General features: G+C 64.5%; 11 protein-coding genes and 1 tRNA gene. 5 read left to right on the top strand and 7 right to left on the bottom strand.

Annotated features, from left to right (window positions below):
- Positions 1-249: 249 nt before the first annotated feature.
- Both AAV94_RS04230 and rmuC read left to right on the top strand, forming a co-directional pair.
- Positions 250-1,218, top strand: coding sequence for a 2-hydroxyacid dehydrogenase (locus tag AAV94_RS04230; RefSeq protein ID WP_046741088.1), 969 nt, complete (start codon positions 250-252; stop codon positions 1,216-1,218).
- On the top strand, positions 1,215-2,876 hold the full coding sequence (rmuC, locus tag AAV94_RS04225) for a DNA recombination protein RmuC (RefSeq protein ID WP_084824730.1): 1,662 nt from the start codon (positions 1,215-1,217) through the stop codon (positions 2,874-2,876). Before AAV94_RS04230 ends, rmuC begins: the two co-directional genes overlap by 4 nt.
- A 93-nt stretch (positions 2,877-2,969) precedes the next feature.
- Here rmuC and AAV94_RS04220 read toward each other — a convergent pair whose 3' ends face one another.
- The 4 genes from AAV94_RS04220 to trhP all read right to left on the bottom strand — a co-directional run bounded on the left by AAV94_RS04220 (position 2,970) and on the right by trhP (position 7,325).
- Positions 2,970-4,154: a deoxyguanosinetriphosphate triphosphohydrolase gene (locus tag AAV94_RS04220; protein WP_046741087.1), complete on the bottom strand. Its 1,185-nt coding sequence runs from the start codon at positions 4,152-4,154 to the stop codon at positions 2,970-2,972.
- On the bottom strand, positions 4,151-5,278 hold the full coding sequence (aroB, locus tag AAV94_RS04215) for a 3-dehydroquinate synthase (protein WP_046741086.1): 1,128 nt from the start codon (positions 5,276-5,278) through the stop codon (positions 4,151-4,153). Before aroB ends, AAV94_RS04220 begins: the two co-directional genes overlap by 4 nt.
- A gap of 68 nt (positions 5,279-5,346) precedes the next feature.
- Positions 5,347-5,928: a shikimate kinase gene (locus tag AAV94_RS04210; protein WP_231731228.1), complete on the bottom strand. Its 582-nt coding sequence runs from the start codon at positions 5,926-5,928 to the stop codon at positions 5,347-5,349.
- Positions 5,925-7,325 (bottom strand): prephenate-dependent tRNA uridine(34) hydroxylase TrhP, encoded by a 1,401-nt coding sequence (trhP, locus tag AAV94_RS04205; protein WP_046741139.1) that lies wholly within the window; start codon positions 7,323-7,325, stop codon positions 5,925-5,927. The genes AAV94_RS04210 and trhP overlap by 4 nt, the downstream gene beginning before the upstream one ends.
- A gap of 186 nt (positions 7,326-7,511) precedes the next feature.
- On the opposite strand from trhP, the gene AAV94_RS04200 reads away from it, so the two are divergent.
- Both AAV94_RS04200 and AAV94_RS04195 read left to right on the top strand, forming a co-directional pair.
- A tRNA-Val gene (locus AAV94_RS04200) sits at positions 7,512-7,588 on the top strand.
- 98 nt (positions 7,589-7,686) lie between these two features.
- Positions 7,687-8,382 carry an SIR2 family NAD-dependent protein deacylase gene (locus AAV94_RS04195; protein ID WP_046741085.1) on the top strand — a complete coding sequence of 232 codons (696 nt, stop codon included), beginning with the start codon at positions 7,687-7,689 and terminating at the stop codon, positions 8,380-8,382.
- A gap of 55 nt (positions 8,383-8,437) precedes the next feature.
- Here AAV94_RS04195 and AAV94_RS04190 read toward each other — a convergent pair whose 3' ends face one another.
- The 3 genes from AAV94_RS04190 to AAV94_RS04180 form a co-directional block, all read right to left on the bottom strand.
- Entirely contained in the window at positions 8,438-9,370 is a 933-nt protein-coding gene (locus AAV94_RS04190; protein ID WP_046741084.1) for a 2OG-Fe(II) oxygenase, read from the bottom strand.
- Between the two features lie 52 nt (positions 9,371-9,422).
- A complete protein-coding gene (gene yaaA / locus AAV94_RS04185) occupies positions 9,423-10,208 on the bottom strand; it encodes a peroxide stress protein YaaA (RefSeq protein WP_046741083.1) in 786 nt (261 codons plus the stop codon).
- 200 nt (positions 10,209-10,408) lie between these two features.
- Positions 10,409-13,381, bottom strand: coding sequence for an Rne/Rng family ribonuclease (locus AAV94_RS04180; protein ID WP_046741082.1), 2,973 nt, complete (start codon positions 13,379-13,381; stop codon positions 10,409-10,411).
- 825 nt (positions 13,382-14,206) lie between these two features.
- On the opposite strand from AAV94_RS04180, the gene AAV94_RS04175 reads away from it, so the two are divergent.
- The gene (locus AAV94_RS04175; RefSeq protein ID WP_046741081.1) at positions 14,207-15,199 is read left to right on the top strand and encodes an RluA family pseudouridine synthase; all 993 of its coding nucleotides are present in this window, start codon (positions 14,207-14,209) and stop codon (positions 15,197-15,199) included.
- The last annotated feature ends 78 nt before the right edge of the window (positions 15,200-15,277 follow it).

The raw sequence follows: 15,277 nt of genomic DNA, 5'->3' as shown, positions 1-15,277 counted from the left end.
AAACCTCCCGGCTGCAAGTGCAACCGAAACCCGAGGCGCATTCTAAACAGGTATCTTCGCACACCAACCAAGGGAAAACCCGGGGCGTCCTGTCTGTCTGTACCTTCGCTACAGATACAGACGATGCTTCGGATGCTGCCTCCCCTTGGCGCCACATTATGGTTTTTGGCTGTTGGCGCACAGCACTCAGCAAATCTTTGCTATCGTGCCCAACTTGCCCTGTTCCACTCCCGCATCTGTAGAACTGCCATGTCCAAACCCCGAATCCTTGTTGCCAGCCCCGTATTTCCCGAGGTCATCGCCCGACTGCAGGAGCATTTCGATGTCGAAGCCAACACAGGTACCGACGCCTGGAGTGGTGAGGAGTTCGTGCGCCGCCTGTCCGACAAGGACGGTGCATTCCTCACCGGCGCGCAAACTGTGGATGCCCGCGTGCTGGCGCAGGCGCCGCGCCTGAAGATCGTCGCGAACATGTCCGTCGGCTACAACAACCTGGACGTGGCCGCCCTTCGTGCGGCCGGCGTGGTCGGCACCAACACCCCGGATGTATTGACCGAGACCACGGCTGACTTCGGCTTTGCCTTGCTGATGGCCACAGCCCGCCGCATCACCGAGGCCGAACGCTACCTGCGCGACGGCAAATGGGGCAAATGGCGTTACGACACGCTGGTCGGCGCGGACGTGCACGGCACCACGCTGGGCATCATCGGCATGGGCCGCATCGGCCGGGCCATCGCGCGTCGTGGCGTGCACGGCTTTGGCATGCAGCTGATCTACCACAACCGCTCACAACTTGATGCCGCGACCGAGCAGGAGCTCAAGGCACATTACGCCCCCACCAAGGAGGAAGTGCTGGAAAAGGCCGATCACGTCGTGCTGGTGCTGCCTTATACGCCCGAGGCGTACCATCTGATCGGTGCCGCAGAGATTGCCCGCATGAAACCGACCGCCACGCTGATCAACATTGCACGCGGCGGCATCGTCGACGACGTGGCGCTCGCCCGCGCCCTGGCCGAAAAGCGCATTGCCGGCGCAGGACTGGATGTGTTCGAGAACGAGCCAAACTTTGCCAAGGAACTGCTGGCGCTGGACAACGTCGTGCTGACTCCGCACATCGCCAGTGCCACCATTCCCACCCGCCTGGCTATGGCCAACCTCGCGGCCGACAACCTCATCGCTTTCTTCAGAGACGGCAAGACGCTGACGCCCGTCACATGAATACTGCCGGCTCAGCCTTCTTGGGCCTGCCCGCCTGGGCGGCCATCGCATCGCTGCTCCTCTGTGGCCTGCTGGCCGGCACAGTCGTCGGCTATGCGCTGGCCGCCTGGCAGTCGCGCAAGACGCTGGCCAGGCAGCAATCCGACTGGCAACAGCAGAGCGAGCGCGAGCGCGCACTCTGGCAGGCGCAGCAGGCCCTGCTGCGCGCCGACTTGCAGCAGCTGCAGACGCAGGCCATGCAATGGCGCGAGGCACTGGACAGCGCCCGCGACGAGCGCGCCCAATGGCAGGAACGCGCCCAGCGCATTGCTCCGCTTGAGGCACAGCTGGCCGCGCAGCAAGCAGCCACGCTTGCCGCACAGGAGGCACTGGCACGGCTGCAAAGCGAACATGCCGCACTGAGCGTGCTGCACGAGGAGCAAAGCCAGCAGGCCAGCGAACGGCTGCAGTTTCTCGAAAAGGCACGCGAAGACCTGCGCATACAGTTTCAGCATCTGGCACAAACCATTCTGGAAGAAAAAGCCCAGCGCTTTACCGCACACAACCAGCAGCAGCTCGGCGAGCTGCTCGCGCCGCTGCGCGAGCGCCTGCAGTCGTTTCAGGGCCGCATCGAGCAGTTCTATGACGCCGAGGGCAAGCAGCGCGCGGCGCTGTCCCAGCAGGTGCAGGATCTGCTCGGGATGAACCAGCGCCTGGCACGCGAAGCGCAGCAGCTGGCGCAGGCGCTCAAGGGCTCGACCAAGACGCAGGGCAACTGGGGCGAGGCGGTACTCGAGCGCATTCTCGAGCAGGCTGGCCTGCGCGCCGGCCATGATTACCAGACGCAGGTCAGCTATGCCACCGATGGCGGGCGCAGCCAGCCCGACGTGGTGCTGCACCTGCCACAGAACCGGCATATCGTCATCGATGCCAAGGTTTCGCTGACTGCCTATACGCGCTATGTCGCGCTGAGCAGCGATGGCGCTGGGGGCGCAACCATGGATGCGGAGATCGCAGCGTTGGATAACGACGAAGCCGCCCGCGCGCGCGAGCGGCGCCTGGCGCTGCGCCAGCATGTGGACTCGCTGCGCACGCACATCCGTCAGCTTGGTGAGCGTAACTACCACCAGTTGCACGGACTGCAGTCACTGGACTTCGTCATTCTGTTCGTGCCGATTGAGCCAGCCTTCCTGCTCGCCCTCGCCGAAGACGAGCGGCTGGCCCAGCAGGCCTGGGAACGCAATGTGCTGCTGGTCTCGCCGACTACATTGCTGTTCGTGCTGCGCACCATCGCTCACCTGTGGCGGCAGGAAGCACAGACGCGCAACGCGCAGGAGATTGCGCGGCGTGGCGCCGAGCTCTACGACAAGCTGGTCGCCTTTGTGGAAACACTGGAAAAGCTCGGCCAGCAGCTAGGTGCAGCACAAAGCAGCTGGCAGCAGGCCATGCACCGCCTGGCGGGCCAGCGCGGCAATGTCATCCGCCAGGCCGAGCAGCTCAAGGCGCTGGGCATACAGCCCGGCAAGGCCATGCCTGCGGCGACACTGGAGCGGGACGAAACCGCCGACGAACCGGCCCAGGCGGCGGATCACGCGGCCCTGCCCGGTCCGTCTGCGGAGGAAACCAGTGCCCAGGCAACCGACGCCTCCGCGCACAAGCCAACATCGGCTGCGAGCTAGGCATCTGTTCAACGTGGCTGTCCGCTGGCCTTTGTACCGGCTTCCGCGCAGATGACCAGCTCCTGCTGGCCGACGCCGAGGCGACACCCTTGCCTAGCTGCCTTGTTCCTCCAGGATACGATAGCCGCTCCAGCGCGCATGCTCGGCCAGTGCGAACCGGTCCGTCATGCCCGCAATGAAGTCCGAGACGACGCGCGCGAGCGCACGGTCGTCCGCGGCCTGCCCCGCGCGGCTGGCAAATTCCGGCTTCATCCGCTCGGGCTGGCGGCGATACAGCGCAAACAGGTCGGTAATGGCCTGCTGCGCACGGCCGGTCGTTGCCATCACCTGCGGATGCCGATAGAGATTGGCAAACAGCGTCTGCTTCAACTGCACCGCCTGCTGCTGCATCTGCGCACTGAACCGCACCAGGGGCGGCAGCTGCCGCACGGCATTGACCGAGGCGGGCTGGTGTTCGGCCAGATGCTCGCGCGTGGTGGCAATCACATCATAGATCTGTGCGCTGAGCATGCGCCGAATGGTCTCATACAGCCAGCGCTTGGGCGCGGCACGCAGCGCCGGATACTCGCGCGCGGCCTGCTCGTGGTGCTCGGCAAACAGCGCCACGTCCTTCAACTGTTCGGCGCGCAGCAGCCCGGAGCGGATGCCATCGTCGATGTCATGCGCGTTGTAGGCGATGGAATCGGCAAGGTTGCACAGCTGTGCCTCCAGGCTGGGGCTTGGCCAGCGCTTGTCCAGAAACCTTCTGGCGATGCCGCCCGGCTCGCGCGCCTCAATGGTGCGCGCGTTGGCCGCCGAGCAATGCTTGAGAATGCCCTCGCGCGTCTCGAACGTGAGGTTCAGCCCGTCGAATTGCGGATAGCGCTGCTCCAGCACATCCACCACGCGCAGGCTTTGCAGGTTGTGCTCAAAGCCGCCAAATTCACGCATGCAGGCGTGCAGTGCGTCCTGACCGGCGTGGCCAAACGGCGTATGCCCCAGGTCGTGCGCCAGCGCAATGGCTTCGACCAGGTCCTCATCCAGCCCCAGCGGGCGGGCGATCGAGCGCGCCACCTGCGCCACTTCCAGCGAATGCGTCAGCCGCGTGCGGAACATGTCGCCTTCGTGGTTCAGAAACACCTGCGTCTTGTAGACCAGCCGCCGGAACGCCGAGGAGTGCACGATACGGTCGCGGTCGCGCTGGAAGTCCGTGCGCGTAGGCGCCGCGGGCTCGGCAATGCGCCGCCCGCGCGACTGGCTCGCCTGACAAGCATAGGGGGCGGGCACGGCTGCACTCATGCGGCGATGCTGGCGTTGAGCAGGTCTGCCACGATGGCGTCATCGATCTTTTCCGTATGCGCCTTGCCCGGCGGATTGAGCAGCACGAAGCGAATGGCGCCGCCCTGCGTCTTCTTGTCCACGCGCATCAGCGCCAGGTAGCGCTCGGCGTTGCGCGCCGCATCCAGCACCGGAGCCTGAACCGGCAGTTGCGCTTTCTCCAGCAGCGCAAGCAGCCGCTGCAGAAAGCGGTCGTCGGGAAGATAGCCCAGCTTTTGCGAGAGTTGCGTGGCCAGCACCATGCCTGCGGCCACGGCGTGGCCGTGCAGCCAGGCACCATAGCCCATGCCGGCCTCAATGGCATGGCCGAAGGTATGGCCAAAGTTGAGGATTTCACGCAGACCGCTTTCCGTCTCATCGGCACTCACGACGGCAGCCTTGATCTCGCAGCTGCGCCGCACCGCATGGCGCAGCGCAGCCCCGTCCTGAGCCTTCAGCGCGGCGATGTTCTGCTCCAGCCAGGCAAAGAAGTCCATGTCGTAGATTGGGCCGTACTTGATGACTTCGGCCAGCCCGGCGCTGAGTTCAGGCTGCGGCAGAGTCTTAAGGGTGGCTAGATCGCAAACCACCAGCCGCGGCTGGTAGAACGCGCCGATCATGTTCTTGCCCAGCGGGTGATTGATGGCCGTCTTGCCACCCACGGAAGAATCCACCTGCGCCAGCAGCGTCGTTGGCACCTGCACAAATGGCACGCCGCGCATGTAGCACGCGGCGGCAAAGCCCGTCATGTCGCCGATCACGCCGCCGCCCAGCGCATACAGCACCGCCTTGCGGTCCGCACCACTGCCCAGCATGGCATCGAAGATCAGGTTCAGTGTCTGCCAGTTCTTGTGCGCTTCGCCATCGGGCAACACCACCAAATCCACCCTGGGATAGTGCGGCGCCAGCTGCGCCCGCAACTGTTCGGCATACAGTGGTGCAACGGTAGTGTTGGTGACGATGGTGGCGCTGGTGCCAGCCGGGAAGTGTTGCACGGCCTGCTGCCACAGCGGCGCGCCCTGGCCAATCAGAATCGGATAGGAGCGCTCGCCCAGCGCAATATCGATGGTATCGACGCAGGTCGCCGGATCGTCAAGAAGGGACATGAACAACTCGTCTGGAAAAGTCAAAAAAAGGATGTCTATGGCGCGCTACGCAGTACACAGCGGAACGTTCAGCCGCTTGCCACCGGTGGCGGCACACCCAGCGATGCCAGCTGCCGCTCGATGGTCTGCAGTGTCTGACGCATGCTGCCGACATCTGCCTGCACCTGCACGTCGGCCGTCTCAAGGTAAAGCGGATGGCGCGTGACGTACAGTTCCTGCAGGCGCCGCAAGGGATCGTGCACCTGCAGAAGTGGACGGGTGCGGTCATGGCGTACGCGCCGCAGCAGCGCTTCCGGCAGCGCGTGCAGGTAGACAACATGGCAGTGGCAGCGCAACTGGGCGCGGTTCTCGGGCCGCAGCACGATGCCTCCACCGGTGGACAGCACCAGCGGCTCGGCCCGTGCGACCTGCTGTGCCAGCACCGTCGCTTCGATGTCACGAAACGCCGGCTCGCCCATGCATTCGAAATACTCGCGAATACTGCAGCCGATGCGCTCCTCGATCACATGATCGAGATCGACAAATGCATAGCCATAGCAACGCGCTAGCTTGCGCCCGATGGTCGTCTTGCCAATGGCTGGCATGCCGATGAGCGCAATCTTCAGCGGTGTGCGCTTCTTCACCGCATGGTCCGAGGCCAGCTCCGTCACACCGCCACCGCCTCCTGCGCCTGAGGCTGCAGCAGCCTGGCAACCAGCGCGCCCTCGACCGGCCCGTCGATCGGCAACCAGACCCGCAGCGGGTTGCCTGCTGCCACCTGGATGCTCTGGCCATCTGCGTCCTGCATGGTTTCCAGCTTGACCAGGCGGTTGCCACTGGGATGGATGATCTCCAGCGTGTCGCCAACGGCAAAGCGGTTCTTGGTTTCCACTTCGACCCAGCCGTCGGCGCGCACGCCGCGCACCTCGCCCACGAACTGGCTGCGCTTGGCCACCGAATGCCCAGTCTCATAATTCTGGTAGTCATTGGCAGGCCGCCGCTCCAGCAGGCCGCCGGTGTAGCCACGGTTGGCCAGCCCTTCCAGCTCGGTGATCAGCGTCGGATCGAAAGGCCGGCCGGCGACTGCGTCATCAATGGCGCGGCGATAGACCTGCGCCGTGCGCGCCACGTAGTACAGGCTCTTGGTGCGGCCCTCGATCTTGAGTGAATCGACGCCGATCTTCGTCAGCCGCTCCACATGCTCGACCGCACGCAAGTCCTTGCTGTTGAGAATGTAGGTGCCGTGCTCATCTTCCATGATGGGCATCAGCTCGCCGGGGCGACCGATCTCCTCGATCAGGTAGACCTGGTCAGCCTTGGGATGGCGCCGCCCGTCGCCGCACGCAGCAAAGGCCTTGTCGCCCTCTTCCTGCATGGCCTGGAAGTTGAAACCTGCATCCATCTTCGCGGTGGCCAGCGCCTCGCCAGTGTTGGGGTCGACATCCGCTGCATGGGTCTTGTAGTCCCAGCGGCAGGCGTTGGTACAGGTGCCCTGATTCGGATCGCGATGGTTGAAATAGCCAGACAACAGGCAGCGCCCGGAATAGGCAATGCACAGCGCGCCGTGCACGAACACCTCGATTTCCATGTCCGGGCAATCCTGGCGGATCTGCTCGATCTCCTTGAGGCTGAGCTCGCGCGAGAGGATGATGCGCGAGACACCCACCTTCTGCCAGAACTTCACCGACGCAGAGTTGGTAGTGTTGGCCTGCACCGACAGGTGAATCGGAATGTGCGGCCACTTCTCGTGCACCAGCATGATCAGGCCCGGATCGGCCATGATCAGCGCATCCGGGTTGAGAGCGATGATGGGCTCGATGTCGCGCAGGTAGGTACGCACCTTGTCGTTGTGCGCCAGCAGGTTGCTGGTGACAAAGAACTTCTTGCCGCGCGCATGCGCTTCCTCGATGCCCTGCTTGAGCTGCTCCAGCCGGAAGTCGTTGTTGCGCGCCCGCAGGCTGTAGCGCGGCTGGCCCGCGTACACCGCATCTGCGCCAAAGTCATAGGCAGCGCGCATTTTCTCAAGCGAGCCGGCGGGCAACAGAAGTTCGGGGCTGAAAGTCGTCATGGTCGTTACTGCGGCACTTTCGCCAGAGAAGTGGCCAGCGAAATCGGCAAAGCTGCCATTATCCCAGCACGCGCGGGCGGCGCCAACTGACAGCGCCAAGTACCCCGCGCGTGGAAGGTTGGAGAATTTCCCCAAATTTTCTCAGACCGACCGATTTTTTGTACTAGAATCTCGGATTCGACGCACAGGCGCGTAGCTCAGTTGGTTAGAGCACCACCTTGACATGGTGGGGGTCGTTGGTTCGAATCCAATCGCGCCTACCAATGACACTTGAGGTCATTGGTTGAATGACAAAACATCGTTTGAAGAAAGCCGCTTTTCAAAGCGGCTTTTTTGCGCGTCATGTACAGGAAGCGCTGACATGAAACCTCGTATCGTCGTTTTCTCGGGCGCAGGCATCAGCGCCGAGAGCGGGTTGCGCACCTTCCGTGACTTTGACGGCTACTGGCACGAGTACCGCATTGACGAGGTGGCCACGCCCGAAGGTTTTGCAGCCAATCCAGAGCTTGTGCTCAGGTTCTACAACCAGCGCCGCCACGAGGTGCTGGCAGCCCAGCCCAATGCGGCCCACCACGCCATTGCGCAGCTTGAGCGCGACTATGAAGTCACGGTGGTTACCCAGAACATCGACGACTTGCACGAGCGCGCAGGCTCCAGCAACGTGATCCACGTGCATGGGGAAATCATCAAAGGCCAGAGCAGCATCAACGCGGATCTGGTCGTGCCCCTGACCAAGCCCGACATCGAGCCGGGCGACCTGGCGCCGGATGGCAGTCAGCTGCGCCCGCATGTCGTGTGGTTCGGCGAGCCTGTGCTGCGCCTGGATGAGGCGATGGAGGCAATCAGCCGCGCCGACAAAATGCTGGTGGTCGGCACCTCGCTGTCGGTATTTCCGGTTGCAGGGCTGGTGCGTGAGGCCCCGGCGCACGCCGAGAAGGTGTTGATTGCGCTGGATGTGGCCCATCCCCCGCAGGACTACCAGTTCCTCGCAGGCCGCGCTACGGAACTGGTGCCGCCGCTGGTGCAGCGCTGGCGCAAAGAACGCCACGACACGTAACGACAGTGTCACACGGCTGGCGCGTCTTCTCCCAGTCGTGCACTGAATACGGTTTTTAGACGAACTCGCGCTCGCGCAGCCACTTGGTGGCCACCCATTTCTCACCCTTGATCACGGGCGAGCCGCCATGCAGCGACTGCGAGACCGGATGGGGCCGGTCGTAGCTGAAGAACACGGCCATCCCCTGTTGGGCGGCGATTTCCAGATTGGCGTTAGGGAAGATGGTGCCTCCGCCGTTGTCCGGCGTGTTGAGATACACCAGCATGGTGCCGACGCGCTGACCACCACGGCGCAGCAGCGCGGGGGTACTCGGCAGGCCCGGCTCGAAATAGTCGTAATGCGGCTTGTACTCGGCTCCCGGGCCATAGCGCAGCACCTGCAGCCCCTCGCCGTTTTCAAGCGGCCAGTTCAGCAGGTACGCAATGCGCCGCTCCAGCGCCGCCACAACCGGGTGCTCGCCCCGTTCGAAGAACATGCCTTCACTGGTGCGGTCGTCGTTGACCTCGTCGCCACCCTCGGCGCTCTTGCTGTTGATGGTCAGCGAGCGCTTCATGCGCGGCCTGGCCAGCGCAATGATGGCTTCGCACTCCTGCGGGGTCAGCAGCCCGTCAAGCACCACCACTCGCGGCAACCGCATGTGCATGAGCACACGCACCTGACGGTCACCGGCGTCCAGCCATCCTGGCAGGTCGTCCAGCGCCAGATCTGGCACTGCCACTGCAGGCGGCAAGCCCTGCTGTGCATCATTTGCCTGCCCAACCGTGACAGTAGAGGCTTTCGACTCCACCGCCGCACCGGCTTGCAGATGCTCGGTCAGCACCGCCTCCATGGCTGCAAGCGCCACATCCTCTTTCCAGCCGACATCCAGCATGGCCTTGAGCACTTTGGGCGCCGATACCCCTGCCTGCGCCTGCGACACGATCCAGGCCCGCAGCTCGGGTGTGACGGAAGCCAGCAGCGGATTGCTGGCGCTGGAGTTCTTGGTCATGGCACCGTATCTCCGGAATGTGGCGACGAGAGGAACTGGCGCAGCGGCCCACTCAGGGCCTGGCCTGCTCGGGGCGGAAAAACACCAACTTGTCCGCCGAGGACTGTTGCGGCGCAAAGCGGTAGCCTTCAGCGTCGAAATCCTTCAGCGCGTCCGGATGGTCGATGCGGTGCGCAATGGCGTAGCGCGCCATCAGCCCGCGCGCGCGCTTGGCAAGAAAACTGATGATCTTGTACTGTCCCGCCTTCTCGTCCTGAAAGACGCAATCGATCACGCGTGCCTTCAGGCGCTTGCGGTCCACCGCCTTGAAGTACTCGTTGGAGGCGAGATTGACGATCACCGGTGTTTTCTGCGCCTGCAGCCGTTCGGTCAGGTAGCGCGCCAGCGGTTCCGCCCAGAACTGGTAGAGGTTTTCCGCCTTGCCGACGGCAAGACGCGTTCCCATCTCCAGCCGGTACGGCTGCAGCCAGTCCAGGGGCCGCAAGGCGCCGTAAAGCCCACTGAGAATCAACACGTGCTCCTGCGCCCACTGCAGTTCGTCCGCGCCCAGGCTGGCCGCCTGCAGTCCCTCGTACACATCACCGTTGAACGCCAGCACCGCCTGGCGCGCATTCTGCGGGCCGTGGCGTGCGCTCCAGGCCCGATTGCGCTGCACATTCAGTTCCGCCAGCTTGGCACTGATGCCCATGAGTTGCTGCAATTCCTGCGCGGACCGGGTGCGCAGCGCAGCCATGATGGTTTCCGACTGCCGGGTAAACAGCGGCTCGGTGGCGGGCAGGGCCGGATCGACAGGGCTGTCGTAATCCAGCGACTTGGCGGGAGAGAGCAGAAACAGCATGGGGCTGATTTTCCCTCAACTCCGCCCTCGCCTGCCGATCTCCTTGCCAAGAATGGGTTTAAGAACCTGTTTACGCTCTTTTCATGCGCCGCGCAGCCAGGCAAAGGCGCTGCGGGCCATGACGGCACTTCAAGCACTCATGTGCAGAAAGCCCGCAGGCGGCGTCAAAGCCACTGCCTGCGGGCTGGCACTGTAGGCCCTCAAGCCTGCTGATCGAACGGGAAACGCACCTCACGCAGGTCCTTGCGGGTCTCCACCAGCTGCAAGGGCTGCGTGTCAACCACCACAGCAGGCGGCCGTGGCCGTGGCACGTGCACCGGCTTCGGGGCCGACTCAATGGCCTGACGCACTTGCGCTGCCTTCTGCGGATCGGTATGTACCCATTGCAGGCCAGCACTTTCCACTACTGCAGCAAGGGCCTGGACATCCAGCACGAATCGGGCTTCCTGCCCACTTTCGGCGGCGGGCTGATCAACCGTGCTTACGACGGTTTCGGCCGGTTCCATGCTGGCGGGCGCCTGCGCAACCGGCTCGGGTTCGACCGCCGCCGTGGCAGTCTGCTGCGTTTCGGGCGCCTCAGCGGCTGGCGCTGGTGCGGCGTCCGTCACCACCACTGCGGCGGCACGATCGGCAAAATAGCTGCGGCTGCGAGGAGTCTGCGAACCATCCTCGGTCGCAACCGGGGATGTGCCGACAGCGGACGCTTCCACAGCATCGGCCGCAGGGGCGCTGTCCGCCTGCGACTGCGTCGACTCGGATGGCGCATCAGCACGATCCGAACGACGCCGGTCACGCCCGTAACGGTCGCGGGAGCGACGCTCACGGCGCTCCTCGCGCACCTGCGCATCCGGCTGCTCCGCAGAAACGGCTCCATCGTTCAGCACAACCTGCTCGTCGCTGGGGCTGGACGCCTCCTGCGGCCGCTCGGCGTCGCGGCGCGGGCGCGCGCGGCTGCGTTCGCTGTCGCCTGCCTGCGCCTCGTCACGCTCTGCGCCCCCCTGCCTGCGACCACGCTGGCGACTGCCGCGACGGCTGCCCTGTTCATTCTCTGCATCGGCTACCGATTGCGCGGAAGTGCCAACTGTCTGGGCGGCGGCACTCTCCACGCTGCCGGCTTCGCCGCGCGGCCTGCGTTCGGAGCGAGAGCGGCTGCGCTCGCCACGGGCTTCCCGCCCCTCCTGGTTATCCGCACGCTCTGCCCTGTCGCCACGCTCGCGCCGTGGCGCGTCGCCATCCTGCGTGGCATTGGCGCTGCTGCGGCCACCATTTCTGCTACCTTGCCCATTGCGCGTGCCACGGCCACGCCCGTCCTGGCGACGCTCTCCGGAGCGCTTGCGCTCGCCACTGTCTGCGCCCGATGCAGCGCCAGGACCTGTGGGTGTGGCCGCCGCAGTCTTGGCCGTCTCCTCGGTCTTGGCCACTGTCGGGCCGCCGAGACTGAGCATGGCCTTGATGCGCTCCAGCCATCCCAACAGCTTTGACGCGATGGGCACAGCCGCAGGCGCGCTCACCGCTGCAGGTGCCGCAGCTGATGCGGGCTCTGCCGCAGCCTTGGGGGCGACGACCGGCGGCGGTGCGTCGTGCATCAAGGTCTTGATCAGCGGCGTCTGGCGATTGGTCGGCTCCTTGGAGCGGCGCGCCGTCACCAGTGGATCTTCGATTTCTTCGGCCAACTTGTAGCTGGGCACCGTGTCATCAAGACGGCTGTCGTCGGCCTTGAGGCGCTCGAGCCGATAGTTGGGCGTCTCCAGCGTCTTGTTGGCCACGATCTGCACGTTGACGCGCTGCTGGATCTCGATCTTGGTGACTTCGGTGCGCTTCTCGTTGAGCAGGTAGCTGGCCACCTCCACCGGCACCTGGCAGTGCACGGCGGCGGTGTTGTCCTTCATGGACTCTTCCTGCACCACGCGCAGGATCTGCAGCGCCGAGCTTTCGATGTCGCGCACGTGGCCTGTACCGCCACACCGCGGGCACGGGATGGAGGCGCCTTCCGAGAGCGCGGGCTTGAGGCGCTGGCGGCTCATTTCCAGCAGCCCAAACTTGCTGATCGAGCCAAACTGCACCCGGGCCCGGTCCTGGCGCAACGCCTCGCGCAAACGGTTTTCCACCTCGCGGCGATTCTTGGCGTCCTCCATGTCGATGAAGTCGATCACGACCAGCCCGCCCAGATCGCGCAGGCGCAGCTGGCGGGCGATCTCGTCAGCGGCTTCCAGGTTGGTACGGGTGGCTGTCTCCTCGATGTCACCGCCCTTGATCGAACGCGCCGAGTTCACGTCCACGGCCACCAGCGCCTCGGTCTGGTCGATCACGATGGCGCCACCCGAGGGCAGCTGCACGGTGCGTGCATAGGCCGACTCGATCTGGTGTTCGATCTGGAACCGCGAGAACAGCGCCGCCGGGTCGCGGTAGCGCTTGACGCGCGCGGCGTTTTCCGGCATCACGTAGGACATGAAACCGGCCGCCTGATCGTAGATGGCATCCGTGTCGATGAGGATTTCGCCGATATCCGGGCTGAAGTAGTCACGGATGGCACGAATCACCAGGTTCGACTCCTGATAGATCAGGTTGGGCGCCTTGTCGGCGGCCGCCTCCTCGATGGCCTTCCAGAGCTTGAGCAGGTAGTTCAGGTCCCACTGCAGCTCTTCGGCCGTGCGCCCGATGCCGGCCGTGCGCGCGATGATGGACATGCCCTTGGGGTATTCAAGCTGGTCCATCGCCTCCTTGAGCTCGTTGCGCTCATTGCCCTCGATGCGGCGCGAGACGCCGCCGCCACGCGGGTTGTTGGGCATCAGCACCACATAGCGCCCTGCCAGGCTGATGAAGGTCGTCAGCGCCGCCCCCTTGTTGCCGCGCTCTTCCTTTTCGACCTGCACCAGCAGCTCCTGGCCTTCGCGGATCACATCGCTGATCCGGGCCTGGCTGACGGCAACACCCTCGGCAAAATACTGGCGGGAGATTTCCTTGAATGGCAGAAAGCCCTGGCGTTCCTCGCCGTAGTCGACGAAGCAGGCTTCCAAGCTCGGCTCGACGCGCGTGACAACCGCCTTGTAGATATTGCCCTTGCGCTGCTCGCGCCCGCTGTACTCGATCTCATAGTCCAGCAGCTTCTGACCATCAACAATTGCCAGGCGACGCTCTTCCGCGTGCGTGGCATTGATCAACATCCTCTTCATGAGGCATTCCTTCACGACGTGTGTTGCAGCGTACGGCCAACGCGTCCGGGCCATGCCGCTGCAGCAGCAGTTTCCTACATGCGGACGGCCCAACGGCAGCCCGCGCCATGGCCAGGGCCTTGTGCAGCGTCGTCAACGAAAACGTCGGAAGAAACAGTTCCAGATTACCCCGAGACCCTGCCTGCACGATTGCGTGCAGTCAGGATGCGCAATCAGGGGGAGGGGCAAGCGGCCGGATCGCGGCAACGGCAGGATGCGCGCCGCCACGCAGGGCCGACCAATGCCTGCCATGCGCCGCGCGCCGAATCCGCAGCCGATGCGCCGTGCACGCCATGGCGCGCACAGGCACAGGCGCACCTTTGCCACGTGGCTGCCTGAACAACCACGCCAGCAAGGCCAACGCCATGATTACCAGCAACATGAATGGAGACGGTTCAAGGGCACGAGCGATGCAAGTCTGCAAGCCGGATGGCGCCAATCAGCAGGCGCCCGGAATAGGGGTGCCAACGGCACCCATCAGACATTGGTATCGCCCATGCGGGAAATTCCGAGTTTCGAGGCTCTCACAAGGCCAATGCGGCACATCGCGCCTCAGTTTGTTTATGGCTTATGGCACGCCATGCCGCTCTGGCAACTGCCACACCCCCATGGCTTCTCGCAAACGGACCTGCACTGCGGCCACAACGTGCGCCAGCAGGCCACCTAGGCGATTGCGCAAACTTCATGCACTACACTCGCAGCGCCTGACCGTTCGGTATTCCGGGATGGGCTTGCCGATTATAAGGGCAAGCGCCCGCACCCCAGTTCTATTGTTTTTTCGCTGCCATGTCTGCCTCCGCTCCCTCCCCCGCACCGCTTGTGCAATGGCTCACCGTCGGCGAGGAATGGGAGGGCCAGCGTCTGGACAACTTCCTGTTTCGCACCCTCAAGGGCGTCCCCAAGAGCCACGTGTACCGGCTCATCCGCAGCGGTCAGGTGCGCGTGAACAAGGCGCGCGCGCAGGCGGAGACACGCCTTGCCGCGGCCGACGTCATCCGCATTCCACCGCTGCGCCAAGGCGCGACGCCACCTGCACCAACTCAGCCGCCAGCGCCCCGGCGGGAATTTCCCGTTCTGCTTGAGGATGACTGGCTGCTGGCCATCGACAAGCCGGCCGGTGTGGCCGTGCATGGCGGCAGTGGCGTCAGCTCCGGCGTCATCGAGCAGTTGCGCGCAGCGCGCCCGCAGGCGCGCTACCTGGAGCTGGTGCACCGGCTGGACCGGGAAACCTCCGGCATTCTGTTGATCGCCAAGAGACGCAGCGCGCTGACGCGGCTGCAGGACCAGTTCCGCGCCCGCACCACCGGCAAGACCTATCTGGCACTGGTCAAGGGGCATTGGCCCGACCGGCTGAAGGTGCTCGACACGCCGCTGCACAAGTTCTTGCTGCCCGATGGCGAGCGGCGTGTGCGCACCACCACGGCAGAGGATCCCGATGCCATGCGCGCTCTCTCGCTGGTGCGCGTGCAGCAACGCTTTGCGGCGCAGACACAGACTGGCCTGCCAGCCACCAGCCTGATCGAGGTCACCATCAAGACCGGCCGCACCCACCAGATCCGCGTGCACACGGCCAGTGCCGGCCACCCGATCGCAGGCGACGACAAGTATGGCGATTTCGACTGGAACAGGCGGTTGGCAAAATCCGGTCTGCAGCGCATGTTCCTGCATGCATGGCAGCTACGCTTTGCCCATCCCGCGACCGGTGCGGAGGTGGCGCTGACGTGTCCACTGGATGCCGACTTGCAGCAATGGTGTTCACGCGCGGCGCCTGCGCCCTAGGGAATATCTGCAAACCCTGCCAGCAGGCGCGCAGCGCTGTGGAGGTCGCAGCCGCGGGGCAATGGTTTACCGCCTCTT

The organism is Lampropedia cohaerens (genome assembly GCF_001005215.1).
GTDB classification, from domain to species: domain Bacteria; phylum Pseudomonadota; class Gammaproteobacteria; order Burkholderiales; family Burkholderiaceae_C; genus Lampropedia; species Lampropedia cohaerens.
This window is presented reverse-complemented; position numbering and strand designations above follow the sequence as displayed.

Coding starts and splice junctions, on each gene's coding strand:
- aroB (WP_046741086.1), bottom strand. CDS start 5,278: ATGTCCCTTCTTGACGATCCGGCGACCTGCGTCGATACCATCGATATT.
- trhP (WP_046741139.1), bottom strand. CDS start 7,325: ATGACGACTTTCAGCCCCGAACTTCTGTTGCCCGCCGGCTCGCTTGAG.
- AAV94_RS04180 (WP_046741082.1), bottom strand. CDS start 13,381: ATGAAGAGGATGTTGATCAATGCCACGCACGCGGAAGAGCGTCGCCTG.
- AAV94_RS04195 (WP_046741085.1), top strand. CDS start 7,687: ATGAAACCTCGTATCGTCGTTTTCTCGGGCGCAGGCATCAGCGCCGAG.
- AAV94_RS04220 (WP_046741087.1), bottom strand. CDS start 4,154: ATGAGTGCAGCCGTGCCCGCCCCCTATGCTTGTCAGGCGAGCCAGTCG.
- AAV94_RS04230 (WP_046741088.1), top strand. CDS start 250: ATGTCCAAACCCCGAATCCTTGTTGCCAGCCCCGTATTTCCCGAGGTC.
- yaaA (WP_046741083.1), bottom strand. CDS start 10,208: ATGCTGTTTCTGCTCTCTCCCGCCAAGTCGCTGGATTACGACAGCCCT.
- AAV94_RS04175 (WP_046741081.1), top strand. CDS start 14,207: ATGTCTGCCTCCGCTCCCTCCCCCGCACCGCTTGTGCAATGGCTCACC.
- rmuC (WP_084824730.1), top strand. CDS start 1,215: ATGAATACTGCCGGCTCAGCCTTCTTGGGCCTGCCCGCCTGGGCGGCC.
- AAV94_RS04190 (WP_046741084.1), bottom strand. CDS start 9,370: ATGACCAAGAACTCCAGCGCCAGCAATCCGCTGCTGGCTTCCGTCACA.